Genomic DNA, 21,632 nt, shown 5'->3' with positions numbered 1-21,632 from the left:
GGGCTTCGGCCCCGGGCCGGAAATCCGTCTACTCCGCGGCCAGCTTGGCCGCCTCGTCCATCGCCAGCCGCAGCATGCCATCCCGCGTCTGCGGCAGCTTGCGGCCCAGCAGCTGCTCGGCCACCTGGTTGCGCAGGATCTGCGCCGTGCCGCCCGCGATGGGGAACATCCGCGCGTCGCGCACGGCGCGCTCCATCGGGTTGTCGCGCGAATAGCCCGCCGCGCCCCAGAGCTGCAGCGCCATGTTCGTGACCTCGACGGCGCTGTCGGCCGCAAGCACCTTGGCGCGCGCCGCCATCAGCCGGTCGGGGAAGCCGTTCGGCCCAGCCGAGGCCGCCGCTTGCCAGATGAGCGCGCGGCTCGCCTCCAGCTTGATCGACATGTCGGCGAGCATCCAGCTCAGCCCCTGGAACTCCGCGATGGGCCGGCCGAACTGGCGGCGCTGCTGCACGAATTCCAGCGCGCGGTCATAGGCGCCGGCGGCGATACCGAGGGCGGCCGTCGCCGCGCCCACCCGCTGGCCATTGTAGGCGTCCATCAGCTTGCCGAAGCCGCGCTTGAAGCCGCCGGGCCCGCGCAGGACCATGTCGTCCGCGACCTCGAGGTCGCGGAAATGCAGCTCCGCCTCGGGCATGCCGCAGAGGCCCATGGAGGGGATGCGACGCTCGACCACCAGCTGCGCCGGATCGTTCTCGCCGTTGCGGACCACGAGGAAGCCGCCGATCCCCTGCTCCACCCCATCCTCGATGGCGCGCGCGAAGATCAGGTGCAGGCGCGACACGCCGCCGCCGGTAATCCAGTGCTTCACGCCGTTGATGATCCACTTGTCACCCTTGCGGACGGCAGTGGTGGTCATCTCGGAGGCGGCGGAGCCGGCCTCGGGCTCGGTGATGCAGATGGCGGGCTTGTCGCCGGCCAGCACGAGATCCGCGGCGATGCGCTTCTGCGCCTCGGTGCCATAGGTCATGACGGCGCCGACCGCGCCCATATTCGCCTCGACCGCGATGCGGCCGCAGACGGCGCACCCCTTGGCCATCTCCTCCACCACCAGCACGGCGTCGAGGTAGGAACCGCCCTTGCCGCCCCACTCGCGCGGGATGGTCAGGCCCATGAAGCCCTTCTCGGTCATGCGGCGGACCATGGGCCAGGGATACTGCAGGCTGCGGTCCGTCTCGGCCGACTGCGCGAAGGCCTCCTGCGCCAGCTCGCGCGCTTCGTCGCGCAGGCGCTGCTGCGCCGCATTCAAGGTGAACATTCGAACTAACCCCCCAGTCTTATGTCGACAGTCGTTTTTCGATGGCCGAAAGCGCGGCCTTGTCCAGCTTCAGCGCCTGGCCCAGGCGATCGAGCCAGGCGCGTTCCTCGTCGCTGACCTCGCCCACCGCGCCGAAGGCGGCGGCGTAGAGCTGCGCGGCCAGCATGGGGTCACGGGCGCCGCGTGCCAATTCCTCGATGCTCGCCGGACGGTCGAAATCCTCCAGCACGCGGTCGCGCTCCTCGACCGTGAGGCCCGCGGCGTCGAGGCGCTTCGCGATCTCCGTGCGCTCCGTCCGGTCCACGGCGCCATCGGCGCGCGACGCCGCGATCATGGCGCGCAGAAGCAGCATCGCCTCCGCATGCTCGGCGCCGGCGGCGGGCGGTGGAGGCGCCTCGGGCGCGCGGCCCGTGTCCGGAATCCGCCAGGGCGACGGGCGCGGTGGGGGGATGGGAAGGGGCCCCGCGGGCGCGATATCGGGGATGCGCCCCTGGGGCGCCCTCGGCGCGGGTTCATGGGAAGTGGGCCTGGACAGCGCATCCGCCGCGATGGAGGCCAGCGCGCCGATGGCCCGGCCGATCTGCCGCGTCTCGGCCTGGGTCATGCCGAAGGGGCCCGTGCCGCGCCGCGTGCCGGTGCCCTTCCGCGTGGTGCGCCGGGGGCGCTGGGCCGCGCCGTTCAGAACGGCGTCGAAGATGCGTCCATAATCCATGCCATCAGCCTACGCCCTCCGCGATGGAGGGCGCCAGCGCCCGGAACTCGGCGGCACGGGCGCTGCGCGGGCGCCAGGCAAGGGCAAGTGTGCGTGCCGGCGGCGCCTCGCCCCCCGAATCGCCGACCACCGGACGCACGACGAGCCCGGTTCCGCCCAGCACCCCGCCTTCCACGGCCAGGCGCGGCAGCAGCGTGAGGCCGAGCCCGCCCGCCACCATCTGGACCAGCGTGTGCAGCGAGGTCGCGGCGAAGCCCTCGGTGGAGATGCCGCGCGGCAGGCCGCAGGCTTCCTGCGCCTGGGCGCGCAGGCAATGTCCGTCCTCCAGCAGCAGCACCCGCTCCCCGGCCAAGGCCCCCATGGGCACCTGCGGCAGCGCGGCGAGGCGGTGGCTGGGCGGCAGCGCCAGCATGAAGGGGTCGGGCGCGATGGGCTGGATCTCCGCCGCCGCGCAATCGCACGGCAGCGCCAGCAGGATGAGGTCGAGCTTGCCCTGGTCGAGCTGCGCCATCAGCCGGTCCGTCATCTCCTCGCGCAGATAGAGCTTGAGGCGCGGGAAGGCGGCGCGCAGCGCGGGCATCAAACGCGGCAGCAGGAACGGCCCGATGGTCGGGATCACGCCCAGCCGCAGCGGGCCGGAGAGCGGATCGCGCGAGGCCGCGGCGGTCTCGAACACATCCTCCAGCGCGGCGAGCGCGGAACGGGCACGCGCGACGACCTCAAGCCCGATCGGCGTGAAGACCGGCCGCTTGGTGGCGCCGCGCTCGATCAGCGAGGTGTCGAGCTGGCGCTCCAGCGCCATGATTCCCGCGGAAAGCGTGGACTGAGTGACGGCGCAGGCCGTGGCGGCGCGTCCGAAATGACCGTGGTCCGCCAGGGCGGTGAGATAGCGAAGCTGTTGCGGGGACGGGAGTATCATCCAAGGAAACGATCATTTGAACCGGAATAATTCATTGGACCGCATGAGGGGACGAGACGCAAGCTACCCTCATGGCAAGCCAGACCAGCGTGCCAGTCGGCCCCTCACACGCCGCCGGCAGTCGATAGAAGCAACGAAGAGAATTGGAGAGAGATGATGGACGCAAACACGGAAGCAGGCGCGGGCAAATGCCCCTTCGGCCACGGTGCCAGCAAGCTCACGGTCGGCGGCGGGACCAACAACGCCAAGTGGTGGCCCAGCTCCCTGCGCGTGGACCTGCTGAACCAGCATTCCTCCCGGTCCGATCCTCTCCGCCAGGGCTTCGATTACCGTGAGGAATTCAAGAAGCTCGACTACGAGGCGCTGAAGGCTGACCTGCGCGCGCTGATGACCGATTCGCAGATCTGGTGGCCCGCGGATTTCGGCCATTACGGCCCGCAGATGGTCCGCATGGCCTGGCACTCGGCCGGCACCTATCGCCTCGCCGACGGGCGTGGCGGCGGCGGGCGCGGGCAGCAGCGCTTCGCGCCGCTCAACTCCTGGCCCGACAACGTCAATATCGACAAGTCGCGCCGCCTGCTTTGGCCGATCAAGCAGAAATACGGCCAGAAGATCTCCTGGGCCGACCTCTTCATCCTCGCCGGCAATGTCGCGCTGGAGACGATGGGCTTCCGCACCTTCGGCTTCGGCGGCGGGCGCGCGGATGTCTGGGAACCCGACATGGACGTGAACTGGGGCCTGGAGACCGCCTGGCTGCAGCATCGCCCGCTCGAGGATTTCAGCGGCCCCCTCGGCGCCACCGAGATGGGGCTGATCTATGTGAATCCTGAAGGCCCCGGCGCGAATGGCGACCCGGTCTCCGCGGCGCATTTCATCCGCGAGACCTTCAAGCGCATGGCGATGAACGACGAGGAGACCGTCGCCCTCATCGGCGGCGGACACACCTTCGGCAAGACGCACGGTGCCGCGGCCGAATCCCACAAGGGGCCGGAGCCCGAGGGCGGGCCGATCGAGGCCCAGGGCTTCGGCTGGACCAGCGGCTACGGCACGGGCCATGGCGCGGATACGATCAGCTCCGGCATCGAGGTGACCTGGACGCAGACGCCCACGCAGTGGAGCAATTTCTTCTTCGAGAACCTCTTCAAGTTCGAATGGGTGCAGACGCGCAGCCCGGCCGGCGCGATCCAGTGGGAGGCGAAGGACGCGCCCGACGTCATTCCCGACCCCTTCGACCCCACGAAGAAGAAGAAGCCGACCATGCTCACGACGGACCTGTCGCTGCGCATGGACCCGGAATACGAGAAGATCTCGCGCCGCTTCCTGAACAACCCGCAGGCCTTCGCCGAAGCCTTCGCCCGCGCCTGGTTCAAGTTGACCCATCGCGACATGGGTCCGCGCTCCCGCTACCTCGGGCCCGAGGTTCCGAAGGAAGTGCTGATCTGGCAGGACCCGGTGCCGGACGTCGATCATCCGCTGATCGACGAAGCGGACGTGAAGGCGCTGAAGGCGAAGATCCTCGCCACGGGGCTGACCGTTTCCGAGCTGGTCGGCGTGGCCTGGGCCTCCGCCTCCACCTACCGTCACGGCGACAAGCGCGGCGGCGCCAATGGCGCACGCATCCGCCTCGCGCCCCAGAAGGACTGGGACGCGAACGAGCCCGAGAAGCTCGCGAAGGTGCTGAAGGCGCTGGAGCGTGTGCAGTTCGAGTTCGGGCAGGAGGCCACGGGCGGCAAGAAGGTCTCGATCGCCGACCTGATCGTGCTCGCGGGCAATGCGGGCGTGGAGCAGGCTGCGCGTGCCGGCGGCGTGGAGCTGAACCTGCCCTTCTCGCCGGGCCGGACCGATGCGACGCAGGCGCAGACCGACGTCGAATCCTTCGATGTGATGGAGCCGGTGGCGGATGGCTTCCGCAACTTCGCGCGGGAGGGCCTGCCCGTTCCGGCCGAGGAAATGCTGGTCGACAAGGCGCAGCAGCTGACGCTGACGGCGCCGGAGATGACCGTGCTGGTGATGGGCCTGCGCGCCATCAACATCAACACGGGCGGCGCCACGCATGGCGTGCTGACCGCGCATCCCGGCACGCTCTCCAACGAGGTCGTGGTCAACCTGCTCGACATGGCGACCGAGTGGAAGCAGAACGGCGCCGACAAGACGCTGTACGACGGCAAGGATCGCGCGACGGGCGCCCCGAAATGGACGGCGACCCGCGCCGACCTGATCTTCGGCTCGAACTCGGTGCTGCGCGCGATCGCCGAGGTCTATGCCCAGGGGGATGCGAAGGAGAAGTTCGTGAAGGACTTCGCCGCCGCCTGGACGAAGGTCATGAACCTCGACCGTTTCGATCTGCACGGCTGAGAGGACGAGGCAGGGCGGCGCGATCCGCCGCCCTGAGACGAGGACGCCGCCGGGGATCTCCCGGCGGCGTTCTTCATTCCGCCGGCGCGGGCGCGGGCGCCGCGACGGCGCTCCACAATTCCGGCTTCAGCTCCTCCCGCCGGTTCGGGAACCAGATGGCGCAGACCAGCGTGATCACGCCGAAGCCGGCCAGAACCACCATGGCCAGTGCCAGGTTGCCCGTCGCCTCGTGCAGGAAACCCACGATGGGCGAGGCGAGCGCCGCCCCCATGAATCCCACCGTGAAGCGGATCGAGTAGATCTTCGCCCGCATCTCGGGCGCGATGTAGCGCGCGGTCATGGTCTCGTTCACGGTCACCTGGCCGAAGATGGCGGCGGCCACGAGCGCCGAGACCGGCAGCACCGCCCAGCCGTCCAGGAAGGACAGCGCCAGAAGCCCCGGCACCAGCACCAGCGCGAGCGGCATGAAGACGGACTTCAGCGTGCGCCGGTCGATCATCTGCCCCACAGTGAACTGGGTGATGCCGCCGCAGATGGTCGCCAGGAAGGCGAGCGCGCCCACGACGGGCAGCAGGTCCGGATTGCCGGCCAGCCTCTCCTCCATGAGCTTGGGCAGGAGCAGGGTGAAGGCATTGAAGATCAGCCCCGACACCGCGCCGATGGCGAGCAGCGACATGATGGCCTGGCGCACCACATGCGGCGGGATGGCGGGAAAGGGCTTGGTCTGCACGCCGGCCTTCTTCGCGTCGAAGGCGGGCTCGCGCAGGTAGAGCAGGCCGATGGCGAAGCAGGCGACACCCGGGAGGATGAAGGCCCAGCGCCAGCCGAACTGGAAGGCGAGGAAGGCGGTGACCACGGGCGCCAGCGCCACGCCGATGTTGCCGAAGACGCCGTTGATGCCCATGGCGCGGCCGACGCGGTCGCCGCCGGCCTCGGCGATGATCGCGGTGCCGATCGGGTGGTAGATGGCCGTGAAGGCACCCATCGCCGCCATCAGGATGGTCAGCGACAGCGGCCCGGAGGCGAAGCCGCAGGCCGCCATGGTGACGCCCGCGCCGAGGAAGAAGGCGACCATCATCGCCTTGCGCCCCACCTTGGCCGCGATGGAGCCCATCGGCAGTGCGCCCAGGCCGTAAACGACGAACATCGCGGTGCCGAGCGCCAGGATCGGCCCGAACTCCGAGCCGAAGACCTCCGGCTCCTGCTGCACCATGGCCAGGACGGCGGTCGCGAGGATCAGCAGGCTGTAATGGGTGAAGGTGTGGGCGGCGTTGATGAAGCACACCTGCCGCGTGGCGGATGACATGGCGGTTTCCTTTCGTTGTCCGAAGGAGTAGCTTGTCCGTCTCTCAATGTCCTGACGTATCATGTCGCTAAACGGCCAAAACCCGCGCACCGTCGCCCATGAGAAGGTGGACCGTCCCCTCGCCGCCTATGCGCGCGACTACGAGGATGGCGAGGAGACGGGCTGGCACGACCATGTCCGCGCCCAGCTCCTCTACGCGACCGAAGGCGTGATGCGCGTGGGCACGAGCCCGATGCAGTTCGTGGTACCCCCGGGCCGCGCGCTCTGGGTGCCGGCCAATACGCTGCACGAGGTGCGGACGCAGGGGCGGGTCGCGATGCGCGCGCTGTTCTTCCGGGCCGACGCAGCCCAGGTGGGGGAGCTGAAGCCCGCCGTGCTCGGGGTCTCCAACCTCCTGCGCGAACTCATCCTCGCGGCCTGCGCCGAGCCGCTGGAATGGGACGAGGCCGGGCGCGGCGGGCACCTCGCCGCGCTGATTCTCGAGGAGGTGGCGCGCGCGCCCCGCCTGCCTTTCGCCATCCCCGCCCTGCAGGACCCGCGCCTGCGCCGCCTGGCCGAGGCGCTGGCCGCCGACCCCCGGAGCGACCTCACCCTCGACGACTGGGCGGCGCGCTGCGGCGCCAGCGCGCGCACCATGGCCCGGCTCTTCCATGCCGAGACGGGGATGGGCTTCGCCCGATGGCGGCAAACGCTCAGGCTGGCCGAGGCGGCGGCGCTGCTGGCGGGGGGCGCCACCCCGGCCCGGGCGGCGGCGGCCGTGGGCTATGCCAGCGCGCCGGCCTTCGGCGCGGCCTTTCGGGCCGCCTTCGGCATCACGCCGGGCGAGGCGCGGTAGCCCTCAGCTCCCGCGCAGCTTGCGCGCATTGGCCCGCACGCGGCGGCGAACGGGGGCGACGGCGGCCTCGGCCACGGTCCGCGGGCCGGAGCCGCGCGCGGCAGCCGTCAAGGCTCCGGCCATGCCCTGGGCGAAGGCGATCTGCTTCTCGGCCGCCAGGACCGCGAGCCGCTGGCCGGCGCTCGCGGGCTCGGCCCAGAGGCGGGCGCTGTGCATCAGGAACACCCACCCCGCCTCCGCGAGCCAGGCATGGGAGGCGGTGGATTTGCGGCGGGCCATGCTCAGGCCCTCTCGTAGACCAGCCGCCGCGCCAGCCAGCAGCCGACCTCGACGCTGGCGGGCCTGCCCGAGGCATCGCGGCGGAAGGCCAGCGTCCAGTCGCCGGGCGGCGTGTGGTCCAGCGCGCGCGGACAGGGCAGCGCCCAGAGGTCCGGCGCGATGGGGTTCAGCAGCTCCATCCGCCCCTGGCCGAGAAAGCCCGAGAAACCGCCATAGAGCGTGCCGCCCGTCTCCACGATGGTGAGCTCGGCATCGAGCTCCGCGCAGCGGTAGCGGCCGCCGGTATCGGCGGTGGGCTCCCCGGAAACCGCCTGCAGGCGGGTCGTGAAATTCTCCTGCGGCCGGTCCATCCAGAGGCCGTCATCCGCCATCCGGAGCTTCGTTCGGCCATTGCCCGCCGTGCCGTCGGCATGGAGCCTCAGGCGCTCGGGGGAATGGCCGAAGCGCAGCAGGACTTCGCCGCCCCCCAGGGATTCGATGCGGGCGGAAAGGCCGGTCTCGGGCTCCGCATACGCGCCAAGCCAGGCGGGCGGCGGCAGGCTCGGGTCGGGCGCGGCGCGCTCCTCGCCGAGCACGGCGGCCAGGAGGTCCATGGCCGCGCCATAGGCATCGCCGAAATGGTTGAACATCACCACGACGGAGACGCGCTCGGACGGCACGTAGAGCCGGTGGCTGCGCCAGCCGCGCAGTGCGCCGCCATGGCCGGTATGGGCGCGGCCGAAATCCGTGCCGCGCGCGAGTCCGAAGCCATAGGGCGCCTCGGCGCCGTCCGCGAAGGAGACAGGCGCCGCGATGCGGCCGTAGAGCGAGTCCGGGTCGTCGCGCGTCGCGTCGATATGGCGCTCCCAGGCGATCATGTCGTCCAGCGAGGCGCCGAGCCCGGCATCGCCGGTCCAGAGGATGCGGTTTTCCGCGGCCCGGAAGCCTGTGACGGGGTTGCCCTCATAACCCTCGGTCCCGTCGGGCATGGCGCGCGTGTCGGCGGCGAGGATGGCGCTGTCCATCCCGGCGCGGTCGAAGACGCGTTCCCGCAGGAGATCGGCGAAGGACGACCCGGTGCGGTCCTGCAGCAGGTCCGAGATCAGGCGGAAGTTCTGGTTGACGTAGGAGTAGCGCGTGCCCGGCGCGAAATGCAGCGATCGCGTGCCCGAGATGACGCGCTCGCCCTCCGTGTCGCCGAAAGGCGCCTCGACCGGCGAGCCGTGCAGCATGGCTACGGCCCAATAGTCGCGCAGACCGGACTGGTTGTGGGCCAGCTCCCGCACGCCCGGGGCGCGACCTTCGAGCAGCGGCAGGCGCGCGCGCAGGTCCGCATCCAGCACCGACGGGTCGGGAAAGAGCTCCAGCAGCGCCGCGCAGGTGAACTGCTTGGTGATGGAGCACATGCGGAAGAGCGTGCGCGGCGTGAAGGGAATCCGTCGCTCGGCATTGGCGAAGCCCCAGGCGTGGCGGACCAGCACCTCGCCATCGCGCAGCACGGCCACGGCGCCGCCCGGGCCGGGATAGGCGCGCGGGAGGCGCGCCAGAATCTGGTCGAGGGAGGGCATCAGGCTTCGGTGGCCTCGGGGAGCTTCATCCAGGCAGGCACGACCGGGCGCAGCCGCGCCTCGCCCGCCCTGAGGTCACCGCCCAGCGCGGCGATGCGGATCAGCGCCATGCCTCGCTTGCCCTGGCCGGAGCGCATCTCGCCCACCTCGGCGCCGCCGCGGGTGACGGGGGTGCCGCGCGGGGGCAAGGGGCCCTCCACCAAGACGGGCACCAGCCGCTTCTTGATCAGGCCGCGATACTTGGTCCGCGCCGTCAGCTCCTGGCCCATGTAGCAGCCCTTGGTCCAGGAGACGCCGTTGAGCTCGTCGAAGCCGGCCTCGAGCAGGATGGAGTGCTCGGCCTCCATGTCGCGGCTGCCGTCCGGCAGGCCGAGGGCGAGGCGATGGGCATCGTATTCGTCCAGGCTCGCGCTCGTGGGCAGCGGGGCCGGGGTCATCAGGCGCCAGCCCGCCTCGGGCAGTCGCGGATCGGGGCTCGCCCCCGGCGGCGCGGCCCCTCCCCAGCCGGCCTGGACAACCCAGCCCTCCGGCCGGGACATGGCCACCTTGGACCGCAGGCGGAAGCGCAGCAGCTTCGCCATCACCATCTCGGCCAGCCCGGCTTCGACATCCATCAGCACGCGATCCGGCGCGGCGGCCAGGAAGAAGTCCGCCAGCCATTTGCCCTGGGGCGTCAGCAACGCCGCCCAGAGCGCTCTTTCCTCGCCGATCTGCGTCACATCGTTGGAAATCAGCCCCTGGAGGAAGGCGAGGCGGTCCTCGCCGGTGACTTCCAGGACGGCGCGGTCGGGCAGGGTCGCGATGGGCATGGGGCAAAGGTGGCCGCGATCTCCCCCGGCTTCAACTACGGGGCCTCAACAGGGGCGCTTCAACAGGTGGGGGTTCAAGACAAAGGCTTTCTGCTAGAGGGAGCCCGTGCGGATCCTTTTCATCACCTCCACCCGGATCGGCGACGCCGTGCTCTCCACGGGCCTGCTCGACCACCTCCTGCGGCAATATCCCGAGGCCCGGTTCACCGTGGCCTGCGGCCCCGTCGCGGAGGGCGTCTTCACGCGCATGCCCCGGCTGGAGCGCCTGATCGTCCTGGCCAAGAAGCGCTGGTCGCTGCACTGGCTGGAGCTCTGGTGGCAGGTGGGCTTCAGCCGCTGGGACCTGGTGGTGGATCTTCGCGGCTCGGCCATGGCCTGGCTGCTCCGGACAAAGCGGCGCGCCGTGATGCGCGGCGGCCGGCGGGCCGGGCACCGGTTGGTGCATATCGCGGACACGCTGGGCGTCACGCCCCCTCCCCGGCCCGTCGTCTGGTTCGACGCCGCGGAGGCGGGCCGCGCCGAGGCGCTGCTGCCCGGCGCCCCCTGGCTGATCCTGGGCCCGACCGCCAACTGGGCCGTGAAGACATGGCCCGCCGCGCGCTTCGTCTCGCTCGCCTCCCGCCTGACCGCCCCGGGCGGGGTGCTGGCCGGGGCCCGCATCGCGATCCTGGGCGGGCCGGGCGAGCAGGAGCGCGCCGCCGCCGCCCCGGTGCTCGCCGCCCTGCCGGGCGCCGTGGACCTGGTCGGCAAGCTGCCCCTGCCGGAGGTCGCGGCCGTGCTGGAGCGCGCCGCGCTCTATGTCGGCAATGATTCGGGGCTGATGCACATCGCCGCCGCCACTGGGGCGCCGACGCTGGGGCTGTTCGGCCCCACGCCCGCCAGCGAATACGGCCCGGTCGGCCCGCGCGCCGAGGCCGTGCTGGCCGACGGCCCGCCGGCCGGCTCGCCGATGGACCGGCTCTCCGTGAATGCCGTGGTCGAGGCCGCGACCCGCCTTCTTGCCCCGGTGCCGGCATGAGGCTCTCGGCGCTCGTCGTCGCCCGCAACGAGGAGGCGCGGCTGCCCGCCTGCCTCGCCACGCTCGGCTTCGCGGACGAGATCGTCGTCGTGCTCGACCGCAGCACCGACCGCAGCGCCGAGATGGCGCGCGAGGCCGGCGCCGTGCTGCTGGAAGGCGAATGGGCGCTGGAAGGCGAGCGGCGCAATGCCGGCATCGCCGCCTGCACCGGCGACTGGATCCTGGAGATCGACGCCGACGAGCGCGTGCCGCCCGAGCTCGGCGCCGAGATCCGCCGCGTGGCCGAGGCCAGCGCCGACGCCTTCCACCGCGTCCGCATCGACAACTACGTGGGCGAGCGGCTGATCCTGCACGGCTGGGGCGGCAGCTTCGGCACCACGCTCAAGCCCATCCTTTTCCGCAAGGGCGCCAAGCATTGGCGCGCCCAGCGCGTGCATCCCGGCCTCGACTGGACCGGCAGCGAGGGCGAGCGGATCACGAAGCACGGCATCCGCCACGAGGTGGACCGCGACATTTCCGACATGCTGCGGCGGCTGGACCGCTACAGCAGCGCCAAGGCGGCGGACATGCTGGAAGCGGGCGACATCGGCACGCTCGGCAACAACCTCCGCCGCTTCGTCTCGCGCACCTTCAAGTGCCTGATCGGGCGCAAGGGCTACAAGGAAGGCGGATGGGGCGTGCTCATCGCGCTTTGCGCCGGGCTGTTCCCGCTGCTGTCGCATCTCAAGGCCCGGCTCGAACCGGAGCGTCACCGGCCTTGAGGATCGTGCTGGCCAATGAAGGGCCGCGCATCGAGGCGGCCGCCATCGGCACGCGCCCGCTGGGCGGGGTCGAGACGGCGGTAGCGCTGCTGGCCGATGCCTTCGCCCGTGGCGGCCACGACTTCCACCTGCATTTCGAGGGCGAGGCCGCGCCGCTCCCCCCGCGCGCGGATCTGGTGATCGCGGCGCGCGTGCCGCGCCTGTTCCGCGAATTGCCGAAGGGGCATCGCGCGCTCTGGCTGCACAATCCCGCGCGATACCTGAAGAAGCCGCGCCACCTGCTGCCGCTACTGGGCGCGCGGCCGGATCTGGTCACGCTGGGCGCGCATCACGCTGCGACGCTGCCGCGATGGCTTCCGGGGCGGCGCGTGGAGATCCCGCTCGCGGTGGCGCAGCCCTTCGACCAGCCTGCGCCCGAGCGTGCCCCGCCCGCGCCGGTGGCCATCTTCACCTCCAGCCCGCTGCGCGGCCTCGATGAGCTGGCCGCGCTCTGGCCGGAGATCGGCGTGGGGGAGCTGCACGCCTATTCGGGGGCCGCGACCTATGGCGGCCATGCGCGGCTCGCCGAGCGCGCCGCCCCCATCCTCGCCCAGGCCGCCGCGACGCCGGGCGTGCTGCTCCACACCCCCCTGCCCCGCGCCGAGCTGCGCGAGCGGCTGATGGCGGCCCGCTGCATGCTCTACCTCGGCGACGAGGGCGAGACCTTCTGCCTCGCGCTCGCCGAGGCGCAGGCGGTGGGCCTGCCCTGCGTGGTGATGGATCGCGGCGCCGTGGCCGAGCGCATCCGGGATGGCGTGACGGGCATCGTCGCGCGGGACAAGGCGCAGTTCGTGCAGGCCGCGCGGCGCCTCATGACAGATGACGGGACCTGGCGCGCCATGCACCAGGCGGCGCTGGCCCGCGGCCCCGGACCCGGCTGGCCCGAGATCGCGCAACGCTTCGAGGCCCTGGCATGACGCGCATCGCGAACATCATGGCCGGCGCCCGCCACGGCGGCGCCGAGGCCTTCTACGAGCGCCTGACCATCGCGCTGCATGGCGCGGGCGAGGAAGTGCTTGCCGTCATCCGCCGCGACGAGGAACGCGCCGCGCGCCTCGCGGCCGGCGGCGTGGCGCCCCTGCAGCTAGGCTTCGGCGGCCCGCTCGACATCCTCACGCGGCCGCGCATCGGCCTCGCGCTCAAGCGCTTCCAGCCGCGCGTCGCCGTGGTGTGGATGAACCGCGCGGCGAGCAAGACGCCGGAGGGCCCCTGGCCGCTGGTCGGCCGCCTCGGCGGCTATTACGACCTGCGCTACTATCGCTTCTGCGATCACCTCGTGGGCAATACGCGCGACCTGCGCGACTGGATCGTCTCCCAGGGCTGCCCGCCCGAGCGCGCGCACTACCTGCCTAACTTCGCCGCCGACTTCGCGGGGGTGACTCCGGCCGGGCTGCCCGGCCAGTCGCCGCGCCTGCTGGCCATGGGGCGGCTGCACCGGAACAAGGGCTTCGACACGCTGATCCGCGCGCTGGCGCTGGTGCCGGACGCCACGCTCTGCATCGCGGGGGAAGGGCCGGAGCGCGCGGCGCTCCAGGCGCTGGCCGAGGAATGCGGCGTGGCGGGGCGCGTCCACCTTCTGGGCTGGCGGCAGGACACGGGCGCGCTGCTGGCGGGCTGCGACGTCTTCGTCTGCTCCTCCCGGCACGAGCCGCTGGGCAATATCGTCCTGGAGGCGTGGTCCGCTTCGCGCCCCGTGGTCTCCACCGCCGCGCAGGGGCCGAGCGAGCTGATCGAGCCGGACGAGACCGGGCTTCTCGTCCCGGTCGAGGATCCGGAAGCCCTGGCCGGCGGCATCCGCCGCCTCCTGGCCGAGCCGCAGGCGGCCGCGCGCCTCGCCCAGCTGGGCCGCGCTCGCTTCGAGCGCGACTTCGCCGAGGGCCCGGTCCTCGCAAGCTGGCGCGAATTCCTGCACAAGGTCGAGCGATGAGGAACATGCCATGTGCGGCCTAGCCGGCCTCGCCCTGCTTCCGGGCGTCGCGCCCCAGGCCTCGGTCTTGGAGGCGATGACGGCCGCGCTGGCGCATCGCGGGCCGGACGGCGCGGGGCTTCACCTCGCGGGTGGCGTCGCGCTCGCGCATACGCGGCTCTCGATCATCGACCTCGTGACGGGCGACCAGCCGCTCTTCGCGGGCGGCGCCGCGCTCGTCGCCAACGGCGAGATCTACAACTACCGGGAGCTGCGGGAGCAGAACCAGCTGGTCTGCGCGACGCAGTCGGATTGCGAGCCGCCGTTGCACCTCTACCGGCGCGACGGGCTCGCCTTCGTGAACAACCTGCGCGGCATGTACGCCATCGCGCTGCATGACCGCGCGGCGCGGCGCCTCGTGCTGGCGCGCGATCCCTTCGGCATCAAGCCGCTTTACATCGCCGAGACGGCGGATGGCGTCGCCTTCGCCTCCGAGCCGCAGGCGCTGATCGCGGCCGGCATCGTGAAGCCGCGAATCCGCTCGGAGGCACGGGACGAGCTGCTGCAGCTGCAGTTCACGACGGGCGCCGAGACCATCTTCGAGGGCATCCACCGCCTGCTGCCCGGCGAGAGCCTGAGCGTGGCGGACGGCCGCATCGTCGAGCGCCACCGCCGCATGGCCCTGCCCGAGGGTGGCCCGGAGACGATCGGCGAGGAGGAGGCGCTGCAACGCCTGGATCGCGCGCTGGAGGAAAGCGTCGCGCTGCACCAGCGCAGCGACGTACCCTATGGGCTCTTCCTCTCGGGCGGCACGGATTCCGCCGCGATCCTGGCCATGATGGCCCGGCTGAACGAGAAGCCGGTGATGGCCTTCACCGCCGGCTTCGACGTGAAGGGCGCCGCCGACGAGCGCGAGGCCGCGCGCCGCGCCGCCCAGGCCGCCGGCGCCGAGCATGTCGAAGTGCAGGTCGGCGAGGAGATGGTCTGGCGGCACCTGCCCGAGATCGTCGGCGCCATGGACGACCCGGCGGCCGACTACGCCATCATCCCCACTTGGTTCCTCGCGCGGCGTGCCCGGCAGGATGTGAAGGTGGTGCTTTCCGGCGAGGGCGGAGACGAGATCTTCGGCGGCTATGGCCGCTACCGGGCCGCGATGCGGCCCTGGTGGCTCTGGGGCCGCGCCATGCGCTCGCGCGGGGCTTTCGACCGGCTGGACGTGCTGCGCACCGAGCCGCGCTTCTGGCGCGACGGCATCGCCTCCGCCGAGACCGAGGTCGCGGGCGGCGGCCGGACCCGCCTGCAGGCCGCGCAGGCAGTGGACATCGCGGACTGGCTTCCGAACGACCTGCTGACCAAGCTCGACCGCTGCCTGATGGCGCATGGCGTGGAGGGGCGCACGCCCTTCCTCGACCCCGGCGTCGCGGCGGCCGCTTTCCGCCTGCCGGACGGGCTGAAGGTGCGGAAGAACACGGGCAAGTGGCTGCTGCGCCAGTGGCTGCAGCGGCACTTCCCGGCCTCCGAGCCCCACCGGCCCAAGCAGGGCTTCACCGTGCCCATCGGCGCGTGGATCGCCCGGCGGGGCGACAAGCTGGGGCCGCTGGTCGCGAAGCAGCCGGGCATCGCCGAGATCTGCAAGCCCGGCCGGGTCGAGCAGCTGTTCCGCCACGCCGCCGAGAAGCGGCCCGGCAGTGCGGCCTGGCACCTGCTCTTCTACGCCATCTGGCACCGCCGCCACGTCGAGGGACGCCGGGCCGAGGGGGATGTGTTCGACTTCCTGGCGTAGGTCACTCGCCGATGTTGAGCAGCGCGCCCTTCACCCGCGCCGCCTGGAACTGGCTCATGAAAAGCCAGCCCATGGCCGCGAGCCAGACCGCGTCCAGCACATAGGCGGCGCCCAGATGGCCCCAGGCGATCTCGCCATGGGTCAGAGCCGCGCGCATCCCCTCGAAGACATGCGAGGCCGGGAGCGCCAGCGCGACGGGCTGCAGCCAGGCGGGCAGCACGCTCACGGGATAGAAGACCGCGGCGAACGGCGTGATGCCGAAGAGCACCGACCAGGCCAGCGTTTCCGCCCCGGCGCCATAGCGCAGGATGAGCGAGGTGACGCCGAGCGCGACCGCCCATCCCATAACGATGAGCGCCGCGAAGAAGGCCACCACCACGGGCCCCATCACGAGGATGTTGAAGTGGTAGAGCAGCCAGGCCAGCAACATGGCCGGCACCACGCCGATCAGCGTCCGCAACACGGCCATGACCGCGAGCCCCGCCACCAGCTCCCCTGGCCTGAGCGGCGAGACGAAGATGTGGCCGAGGTTGCGCGACCAGATCTCCTCGAGGAAGGAGACGGAGAAGCCCATCTGGCTGCGCAGAGCGCCCTCCCACAGCAGCACGCCGCCCAGCAGCACGCCGGCCGCGATGGAGCCGAGATTGTCCTGCACGCCGGCGAGATAGGCCGTGATGAACCCCCAGACGACCATCTGCAGCACGGGCCAGTACATCAGCTCGATGAGGCGCGGCGGCGAGCGGCGGTAGAGCGCGAGGTGGCGATAGACCAGCCCCCAGACGCGACGGAGCGACCCGTTCACTGCGTCGCCTCCGCGCGGGTTCCGCGCGCGATGTCGAGGAAGACCTCCTCCAGATCCTCGCGCCCGAAGCGCTCGACCAGGTCGCAGGGGCTGCCCTGGTCCACCACCTTGCCCTGCTTGAGCATGAGCACGTGGTCGCAGAGCCGCTCCACCTCGCCCATGTTGTGGCTGGCGAGAAGGATCGCGCAGCCGGTCTGCGCGCGGTAGCGCTCCAGCCAGCTCCGCACCCAATCGCCCGTATCCGGGTCGAGACTCGCGGTCGGCTCGTCCAGCAGCAGCAGCTCCGGGCGGTTGATGAGCGCCTTGGCCAGCGCCACGCGCGTCTTCTGGCCGGCGGAAAGCTCCCCGGCGGGACGGCCGAGCAGGTCTTCCAGCTGTAGGTCGCGCGCCAGTTCCGCGATGCGGGCCTCGGCGTTCCGCACATTGTAGAGATGGCCGTAGACCCGCAGGTTCTCGGCCACCGAGAGGCGGTGCGGCAGGGCGATGTAGGGAGAGGAGAAGTTCATCCGCGCCAGCGCGCCGAAGCGGTCGCGCGCCATGTCGTGGCCCAGCGCCGTGATCCTTCCCGAAGTCGGAACCAGCAGGCCGAGCAGCATGGCGATGGTCGTGGTCTTCCCCGCGCCATTGCCGCCGAGCAGCCCATAGGTCGCGCCCATGGGCATGGTGAAGCTCAACCCGGCCACCGCGGGCGGACGGTCGGGAACGTAGGATTTGACGAGGTTCTCGACCGTGAGTGCCTGGACCATGCGGGAGGATATGCGGTGGCCAGGTGGCCGCGCCATCCCCCGGACCGGACGGCCACCCTTGCGCCCCGCGCCGGACGCGTCAGATTGCGCCGGTCTATCTTCCGGAGTGTTACCCGATGCCCCATTTCGATCTCATCCTGCGCGGCGGCCAGGCCGTCCTCCCCTGGGGCATCGAGCCGCTGGACATCGGCGTGCGCGACGGCCGCATCGCCGCCATGGGCGCGCTCCGCACCTCCGAGGGCGCGCAGGAGATCGATTGCCGCAACCTGCACGTCCTGCCCGGCCTGATCGACGCGCATGTCCACCTGCGCGAGCCGGGCGACCCGGCCGTCGAGACCATCGAGACAGGTACCAAGGCGGCGGTCCTGGGCGGCCTCGCGGCGGTGTTCGACATGCCGAACACCTCCCCCTCCATCACCGATTCCGCCCAGCTGGCCTGGAAGCGCGAGCACGTCTCCCATCATGCCTGGTGCGACACGGGCCTCTATGTCGGCGCCTCGCGCAAGAACATCGCGGAGCTCGCCTCGCTGGAGCTGGAGCCCAATGTCTGCGCCGTGAAGGTCTTCGCCGGCTCATCCACCGGCGACCTGCTGATCGAGGACGACGCGACGCTGGAGGCCGTGATGCGCTCCGGCCGCCGCCGCATCTGCTACCACTCCGAGGACGAGTACCGCCTCCAGGAGCGCAAGCCCCTCTTCACGGAGGGCATGCCGCACCGCAACCACATGGAATGGCGCGACGTGGAATGCGCCATGCTGGGCACGAAGCGCCTTGTGACCCTCGCCCGCAAGACCGGCCGCCCCGCGCACATCCTCCACGTCTCGACGGCCGAGGAGCTGGAGTACCTGGGCGAGCACCGGGACGTCGCCTCGGTCGAGGTGCTGATGAACCACCTCACCCAGACCGACGAGGCCTATGACCGCCTCGGCGGCTATGCCGTGATGAATCCGCCCATCCGCGACAAGCGCCACCTCGAGGCGGCCTGGGCCGCCGTGCGCAACGGCACGGTGGACGTGGTGGGCAGCGACCACGCCCCGCATTCCCGCGCGGCGAAGGAGCGCCCCTGGCCCAACACCGCCGCCGGCCTGACCGGGGTGCAGACCATCGTCCCCGTGATGCTGGACCATGTGAGCGCGGGCCGCCTCAGCCTCTCCCGCCTCGTGGACCTGATGTGCGCCGGTCCCGCGCGGATCTACGGCGCGGTGAACAAGGGCCGCCTCTCCGTGGGTTACGACGCCGACTTCACGCTGGTGGACATGGCGAAGTCCCGCGAGATCACCAACGACTGGATCGCGAGCCCCTGCGGCTGGACGCCCTTCGACGGCTATCGCTGCCAGGGCTGGCCGGTGGGCACCATCATCCGCGGCCATGTCGCCATGCGTGAGGACGAGGTTCTGGGCAGCCCGCAGGGCAAGCCGGTCAACTTCCGCTGAGATCATGGCCAAATCCCCCAAGGATTTGGATTTCCATGAATACGCCTCCCCGGCCTGCTACCTGCACGAGCTCGACCCGGCCTATGCGCCCGAGCCCGATGCCCAGCAGCGCCGGGACGTGGCCCGCTGGCGCAAGGCCGAGCGCGAGCGGCTGATCGCCGCCCGCCTCGCCATCCCCGCCGGGGCGCGGGCAGCGGGCACGGAACGGATCGCCGCGGCGCTGGAGGCGGCCCTCGGCGATCTCTCGGGCCGGATCATCAGCCTCTACTGGCCCTTCCGGGGCGAACCGGACTTCAGGCCCTGGATGAAGCGCCTCGCCGCCCGCGGCGTCCGGACCGCGCTCCCCGTGGTGGCCGAGCGCGCCAAGCCCCTGATCTTCAAGCTTTGGTCCCCCGGCGATCCCCTCACCCCCGGCATCTGGAACATTCCCGTGCCGGCCAACGGTGCCGAGGTCGTGCCCCATATCGTCCTGGCCCCCGTCGTCGGCTTCGACCCGGCCGGCTACCGGCTGGGCTATGGCGGGGGTTATTTCGACCGAACGCTCGCCGCCCTCGCGCCCCGCCCGACGGCGATCGGGGTCGGCTGGTCGGCGGCCGCGATCCCCACGATCTTCCCACAGCCGCACGACATTCCGATGGACCTGATCCTCACCGACCTCACAGATCCGGCCAGCGCGCCGTCCGGTCCTGCTCCTGCGCGGGCGTGAGGGTCACAGGCCCATTCACCACCCCCTCCTGCATGGGAATGCTGGGCGGGCGGGTCACCCAGCAATCCACGCTGCCCCGGCTGCGGGTGCAGTAGGGCGGCGGCCCGGGGGCGGGCGCCTGGGCTTCGCAATAGGAAAGCCCCCGGTCCAGCCGGACCACGGAGCAGTCCCGCCCCGTCACCCCGGAAACCAGCAGGTCGGGCACCGCCCGGCCGAAGACGGTGATGGAGGCGACGTTCACCCCCACGGTCGCGACCGCCGCCGGGCCGTCGCAGGCGGCCAGGAAAAGGAGGATCAGAAGGGGGACCGGGCATCGCACGGGGACCAGCCAACACCGGCAAGCCTTAACGCCACGCGAAGGGGCCGCTATACCCCCTCCTCCCGAACCGCGAGGACGCCAGACTCTTGTCCGATCTGATCAGTGAAGTCGATGAGGAGATGCGCGCCGAACGGGCCCGCAAGCTGGCCCAGCGCTTCGGCGGTGTCGCCGCCGTCATCGTCGTGCTGGGACTCGCGGGCTTCGCCGGCTGGGAAGGCTGGCGCTGGCATGAGCGGCGCGAGGCCGCCAAGGCGGCCGAGACCTTCCTCTCCATCTCCCGCGACGCCGCGGCCGAAGGCGCGGACCTGCGCGCCGTGGCCGACAGCTTCGAGGCCGTCTCCCGGGACGCTCCCGCGGGCTACCGCACCATGGCGCGGCTGCGCGCCGCCGCCCTGCTCGCGGAAACGGGCCAGCTGGACCGCGCGTTGGCCGCCTATGACGCCATCGCCCGCGATCCGGATGCCGACCAGCTCTACCGCGACCTCGCCACCGTCATGTGGGGCCTGCACGCCGTCGATACGGTGGACCCCGCCCAGGTCGAGGCCCGCGTGACGCCGCTCGCCGCCGACGGCGCCCCCTGGCGTGCCTCCGCCCGCGAGGTCCTGGCGCTCGCCGCCATCAAGCGCGGCAATACCGATCTCGCCCGCACCACGCTCGAGTCCCTGCAGACCGACGTGGCCACTCCGCAGGGCCTGCGCGACCGCGCGGGCCGCCTGCTCCAAGGACTGGGAAGCTGATGTCCGACATGACGAGACGCCCGATGGGCCGTCGCCTGGCCCTGATGGGCGCGGCCGCCACCCTGGCCGGCTGCGAGAGCGTCCGCGACCGGGTGGACGACTGGCTGAGCCCGACCAAGGTTCCGCTCCAGGGCGAGCGCCACGCGATCCTCGCCGCCGAGCGCCAGGTCGCGATCGACGATACCGCCCGCACCCGCGCCTTCAGCCTGCCGCCGCCTGTCCTCAACATGGAATGGCCGACCGCGGGCGGCAATGCGGGCCACGCGCCGGGCCACCTCTCGCTCCCGCGCCCGATCGGCGAGGTCTGGCGGTCCTCCATCGGCTCCGGCACATCCTACCGCCGCCGCCTCACCGCCGCGCCGCTGGTGGTGGGCGAAACGGTTTTCGGCATCGACGCCTATGGCTGGGTGACGGCGCTGGATGCCGCGCGGGGCCGGCAGCGCTGGCAGACCGACACCCGTCCCCGCCGCGACCGCGACGGCGCGCTGGGCGGGGCCTTCGCCTATGCCAACGACACGCTCTATGTCGCGACCGGCCTCGCGGAGGTGATGGCGCTCGACCCGGCCTCGGGCGAGATCCGCTGGCGCGCGCCGCTGCCCGTGCCCGCGCGCGGCGGCCTCTCCGTCGCCGGCAACCGAATCCTGGTGCCGACGGTGGAGAACCAGCTCCTCGGCCTGAACGCGGAGAACGGCGAACGCGTCTGGACCTTCCGCGCGACTCCCGTCCAGGCCATGCCGCTCGGCCTGCCGAGCCCGGCCGTCGAGGGCGAGATCGCCGTCGCGGGCTTCGCCTCGGGCGAGGTCGTGGCCCTGACCATCGCCGATGGCCGCGTGCAGTGGAGCGAGAGCCTCGGCACCACGCGCGGCGGGGCTTCCATCGCCGATATCGGCGCGATCACCGCACTCCCCGTCATCGACCGCGGCCGCGTCTTCGCGGTCGGCATGGCGGGCGCGGCCACCGCGCTCGACCTGCGCTCCGGCCGTCGCGTCTGGGAGCGCGAGGTCGGCGGCACGCTGACGCCCAGCGTCGTGGGCGACTGGATGTTCATGCTGGCGCGCGGCAATGCCCTGATGGCCATGACGCGCGACGATGGCCGCATCCGCTGGATCACCCAGCTTCCGAGCTATCGGGACGAGGCCCGGCGCCGGAACCCCATCGCCTGGGGCCCGCCGGTGGTCGCGGGCGGCCGCGTGCTCATCGCCGGCAACCATGCCCAGCTCTACGAGATCGATGCCGATACCGGCGAGGTCGCCGGGCGCTCCCGCCTGCCGGACGGCACGACGCTGGAACCTGTCGTGGCCAACAATAGCGTCTATATGCTGACCGACGGCGGCACGATCGTCGCCCTTCGCGGAGTGGGATGAG

At 71.6% G+C, this 21,632-nt stretch carries 21 protein-coding genes; 11 read left to right on the top strand and 10 right to left on the bottom strand.

Annotated elements, in window-relative coordinates; translation table 11 throughout:
- Positions 1–28: 28 nt before the first annotated feature.
- Genes acdA through WJM96_RS06495 form a run of 3 tightly spaced genes read right to left on the bottom strand, consistent with a single transcriptional unit; the run spans position 29 to position 2,886 of the window.
- Positions 29–1,255 carry a 3-sulfinopropanoyl-CoA desulfinase gene (gene acdA / locus WJM96_RS06505; protein WP_424811620.1) on the bottom strand — a complete coding sequence of 409 codons (1,227 nt, stop codon included), beginning with the start codon at positions 1,253–1,255 and terminating at the stop codon, positions 29–31.
- A 19-nt stretch (positions 1,256–1,274) separates the two neighbouring features.
- Complete coding sequence (locus WJM96_RS06500) at positions 1,275–1,967, bottom strand: DUF533 domain-containing protein (RefSeq protein ID WP_424811619.1); 693 nt, start codon at positions 1,965–1,967, stop codon at positions 1,275–1,277.
- Positions 1,968–1,971: 4 nt separating this feature from the next.
- The gene (locus WJM96_RS06495; RefSeq protein ID WP_424811618.1) at positions 1,972–2,886 is read right to left on the bottom strand and encodes a hydrogen peroxide-inducible genes activator; all 915 of its coding nucleotides are present in this window, start codon (positions 2,884–2,886) and stop codon (positions 1,972–1,974) included.
- A gap of 156 nt (positions 2,887–3,042) precedes the next feature.
- On the opposite strand from WJM96_RS06495, the gene katG reads away from it, so the two are divergent.
- Positions 3,043–5,241, top strand: coding sequence for a catalase/peroxidase HPI (katG, locus tag WJM96_RS06490; protein WP_424811832.1), 2,199 nt, complete (start codon positions 3,043–3,045; stop codon positions 5,239–5,241).
- A 73-nt stretch (positions 5,242–5,314) separates the two neighbouring features.
- Here katG and WJM96_RS06485 read toward each other — a convergent pair whose 3' ends face one another.
- Positions 5,315–6,547 (bottom strand): MFS transporter, encoded by a 1,233-nt coding sequence (locus WJM96_RS06485; RefSeq protein ID WP_424811617.1) that lies wholly within the window; start codon positions 6,545–6,547, stop codon positions 5,315–5,317.
- 61 nt (positions 6,548–6,608) lie between these two features.
- Here WJM96_RS06485 and WJM96_RS06480 point away from each other — a divergent pair, with 61 nt between their 5' ends.
- Entirely contained in the window at positions 6,609–7,382 is a 774-nt protein-coding gene (locus WJM96_RS06480; protein WP_424811616.1) for a helix-turn-helix domain-containing protein, read from the top strand.
- Positions 7,383–7,385: 3 nt separating this feature from the next.
- On the opposite strand, the gene WJM96_RS06475 is transcribed toward WJM96_RS06480, so the two are convergent.
- Genes WJM96_RS06475 through WJM96_RS06465 form a run of 3 tightly spaced genes read right to left on the bottom strand, consistent with a single transcriptional unit; the run spans position 7,386 to position 10,017 of the window.
- Positions 7,386–7,661 (bottom strand): hypothetical protein, encoded by a 276-nt coding sequence (locus WJM96_RS06475; protein WP_424811615.1) that lies wholly within the window; start codon positions 7,659–7,661, stop codon positions 7,386–7,388.
- Positions 7,662–7,663: 2 nt separating this feature from the next.
- The gene (locus tag WJM96_RS06470; protein ID WP_424811614.1) at positions 7,664–9,208 is read right to left on the bottom strand and encodes a D-aminopeptidase; all 1,545 of its coding nucleotides are present in this window, start codon (positions 9,206–9,208) and stop codon (positions 7,664–7,666) included.
- Positions 9,208–10,017: a YgfZ/GcvT domain-containing protein gene (locus WJM96_RS06465; protein WP_424811613.1), complete on the bottom strand. Its 810-nt coding sequence runs from the start codon at positions 10,015–10,017 to the stop codon at positions 9,208–9,210. The genes WJM96_RS06470 and WJM96_RS06465 overlap by 1 nt, the downstream gene beginning before the upstream one ends.
- Before the next feature lie 106 nt (positions 10,018–10,123).
- Between WJM96_RS06465 and WJM96_RS06460 the strand changes: the two genes are divergently transcribed.
- Genes WJM96_RS06460 through asnB form a run of 5 tightly spaced genes read left to right on the top strand, consistent with a single transcriptional unit; the run spans position 10,124 to position 15,524 of the window.
- Positions 10,124–11,035 carry a glycosyltransferase family 9 protein gene (locus WJM96_RS06460; protein ID WP_424811612.1) on the top strand — a complete coding sequence of 304 codons (912 nt, stop codon included), beginning with the start codon at positions 10,124–10,126 and terminating at the stop codon, positions 11,033–11,035.
- Entirely contained in the window at positions 11,032–11,796 is a 765-nt protein-coding gene (locus WJM96_RS06455; protein WP_424811611.1) for a glycosyltransferase family 2 protein, read from the top strand. Before WJM96_RS06460 ends, WJM96_RS06455 begins: the two co-directional genes overlap by 4 nt.
- Before the next feature lie 5 nt (positions 11,797–11,801).
- Complete coding sequence (locus WJM96_RS06450) at positions 11,802–12,752, top strand: glycosyltransferase (RefSeq protein ID WP_424811831.1); 951 nt, start codon at positions 11,802–11,804, stop codon at positions 12,750–12,752.
- Positions 12,749–13,762, top strand: coding sequence for a glycosyltransferase (locus WJM96_RS06445; RefSeq protein ID WP_424811610.1), 1,014 nt, complete (start codon positions 12,749–12,751; stop codon positions 13,760–13,762). The genes WJM96_RS06450 and WJM96_RS06445 overlap by 4 nt, the downstream gene beginning before the upstream one ends.
- Before the next feature lie 10 nt (positions 13,763–13,772).
- Positions 13,773–15,524 (top strand): asparagine synthase (glutamine-hydrolyzing), encoded by a 1,752-nt coding sequence (asnB, locus tag WJM96_RS06440; protein WP_424811609.1) that lies wholly within the window; start codon positions 13,773–13,775, stop codon positions 15,522–15,524.
- A gap of 1 nt (position 15,525) precedes the next feature.
- On the opposite strand, the gene WJM96_RS06435 is transcribed toward asnB, so the two are convergent.
- Positions 15,526–16,326 carry an ABC transporter permease gene (locus tag WJM96_RS06435; protein WP_424811608.1) on the bottom strand — a complete coding sequence of 267 codons (801 nt, stop codon included), beginning with the start codon at positions 16,324–16,326 and terminating at the stop codon, positions 15,526–15,528.
- On the bottom strand, positions 16,323–17,072 hold the full coding sequence (locus WJM96_RS06430; RefSeq protein ID WP_424811607.1) for an ABC transporter ATP-binding protein: 750 nt from the start codon (positions 17,070–17,072) through the stop codon (positions 16,323–16,325). The genes WJM96_RS06435 and WJM96_RS06430 overlap by 4 nt, the downstream gene beginning before the upstream one ends.
- A gap of 116 nt (positions 17,073–17,188) precedes the next feature.
- Here WJM96_RS06430 and WJM96_RS06425 point away from each other — a divergent pair, with 116 nt between their 5' ends.
- Both WJM96_RS06425 and WJM96_RS06420 read left to right on the top strand, forming a co-directional pair.
- On the top strand, positions 17,189–18,505 hold the full coding sequence (locus tag WJM96_RS06425; protein ID WP_424811606.1) for a dihydroorotase: 1,317 nt from the start codon (positions 17,189–17,191) through the stop codon (positions 18,503–18,505).
- 4 nt (positions 18,506–18,509) lie between these two features.
- Positions 18,510–19,211 (top strand): 5-formyltetrahydrofolate cyclo-ligase, encoded by a 702-nt coding sequence (locus WJM96_RS06420; RefSeq protein WP_424811605.1) that lies wholly within the window; start codon positions 18,510–18,512, stop codon positions 19,209–19,211.
- Here WJM96_RS06420 and WJM96_RS06415 read toward each other — a convergent pair.
- Positions 19,162–19,530, bottom strand: coding sequence for a hypothetical protein (locus tag WJM96_RS06415; protein WP_424811604.1), 369 nt, complete (start codon positions 19,528–19,530; stop codon positions 19,162–19,164). The two genes, WJM96_RS06420 and WJM96_RS06415, sit on opposite strands and share 50 nt — an antisense overlap.
- A gap of 86 nt (positions 19,531–19,616) precedes the next feature.
- Between WJM96_RS06415 and WJM96_RS06410 the strand changes: the two genes are divergently transcribed.
- Together WJM96_RS06410 and WJM96_RS06405 are read left to right on the top strand one after the other, a co-directional pair.
- Entirely contained in the window at positions 19,617–20,267 is a 651-nt protein-coding gene (locus tag WJM96_RS06410; RefSeq protein ID WP_424811603.1) for a tetratricopeptide repeat protein, read from the top strand.
- Positions 20,267–21,631, top strand: coding sequence for a PQQ-binding-like beta-propeller repeat protein (locus tag WJM96_RS06405; RefSeq protein ID WP_424811602.1), 1,365 nt, complete (start codon positions 20,267–20,269; stop codon positions 21,629–21,631). Before WJM96_RS06410 ends, WJM96_RS06405 begins: the two co-directional genes overlap by 1 nt.
- Position 21,632 lies beyond the last annotated feature (1 nt).

This window comes from Roseococcus sp. YIM B11640 (assembly GCF_049727625.1).
GTDB lineage: Bacteria > Pseudomonadota > Alphaproteobacteria > Acetobacterales > Acetobacteraceae > Roseococcus.
This window is presented reverse-complemented; position numbering and strand designations above follow the sequence as displayed.

What these genes read in the sequence shown, in the direction of transcription:
- acdA (WP_424811620.1), bottom strand. Translation starts at nt 1,255, where the DNA reads ATGTTCACCTTGAATGCGGCGCAGCAGCGCCTGCGCGACGAAGCGCGC.
- WJM96_RS06500 (WP_424811619.1), bottom strand. Translation starts at nt 1,967, where the DNA reads ATGGATTATGGACGCATCTTCGACGCCGTTCTGAACGGCGCGGCCCAG.
- WJM96_RS06495 (WP_424811618.1), bottom strand. Translation starts at nt 2,886, where the DNA reads ATGATACTCCCGTCCCCGCAACAGCTTCGCTATCTCACCGCCCTGGCG.
- katG (WP_424811832.1), top strand. Translation starts at nt 3,043, where the DNA reads ATGGACGCAAACACGGAAGCAGGCGCGGGCAAATGCCCCTTCGGCCAC.
- WJM96_RS06485 (WP_424811617.1), bottom strand. Translation starts at nt 6,547, where the DNA reads ATGTCATCCGCCACGCGGCAGGTGTGCTTCATCAACGCCGCCCACACC.
- WJM96_RS06480 (WP_424811616.1), top strand. Translation starts at nt 6,609, where the DNA reads ATGTCGCTAAACGGCCAAAACCCGCGCACCGTCGCCCATGAGAAGGTG.
- WJM96_RS06475 (WP_424811615.1), bottom strand. Translation starts at nt 7,661, where the DNA reads ATGGCCCGCCGCAAATCCACCGCCTCCCATGCCTGGCTCGCGGAGGCG.
- WJM96_RS06470 (WP_424811614.1), bottom strand. Translation starts at nt 9,208, where the DNA reads ATGCCCTCCCTCGACCAGATTCTGGCGCGCCTCCCGCGCGCCTATCCC.
- WJM96_RS06465 (WP_424811613.1), bottom strand. Translation starts at nt 10,017, where the DNA reads ATGCCCATCGCGACCCTGCCCGACCGCGCCGTCCTGGAAGTCACCGGC.
- WJM96_RS06455 (WP_424811611.1), top strand. Translation starts at nt 11,032, where the DNA reads ATGAGGCTCTCGGCGCTCGTCGTCGCCCGCAACGAGGAGGCGCGGCTG.
- WJM96_RS06445 (WP_424811610.1), top strand. Translation starts at nt 12,749, where the DNA reads ATGACGCGCATCGCGAACATCATGGCCGGCGCCCGCCACGGCGGCGCC.
- asnB (WP_424811609.1), top strand. Translation starts at nt 13,773, where the DNA reads ATGTGCGGCCTAGCCGGCCTCGCCCTGCTTCCGGGCGTCGCGCCCCAG.
- WJM96_RS06430 (WP_424811607.1), bottom strand. Translation starts at nt 17,072, where the DNA reads ATGGTCCAGGCACTCACGGTCGAGAACCTCGTCAAATCCTACGTTCCC.
- WJM96_RS06425 (WP_424811606.1), top strand. Translation starts at nt 17,189, where the DNA reads ATGCCCCATTTCGATCTCATCCTGCGCGGCGGCCAGGCCGTCCTCCCC.
- WJM96_RS06420 (WP_424811605.1), top strand. Translation starts at nt 18,510, where the DNA reads ATGGCCAAATCCCCCAAGGATTTGGATTTCCATGAATACGCCTCCCCG.
- WJM96_RS06405 (WP_424811602.1), top strand. Translation starts at nt 20,267, where the DNA reads ATGTCCGACATGACGAGACGCCCGATGGGCCGTCGCCTGGCCCTGATG.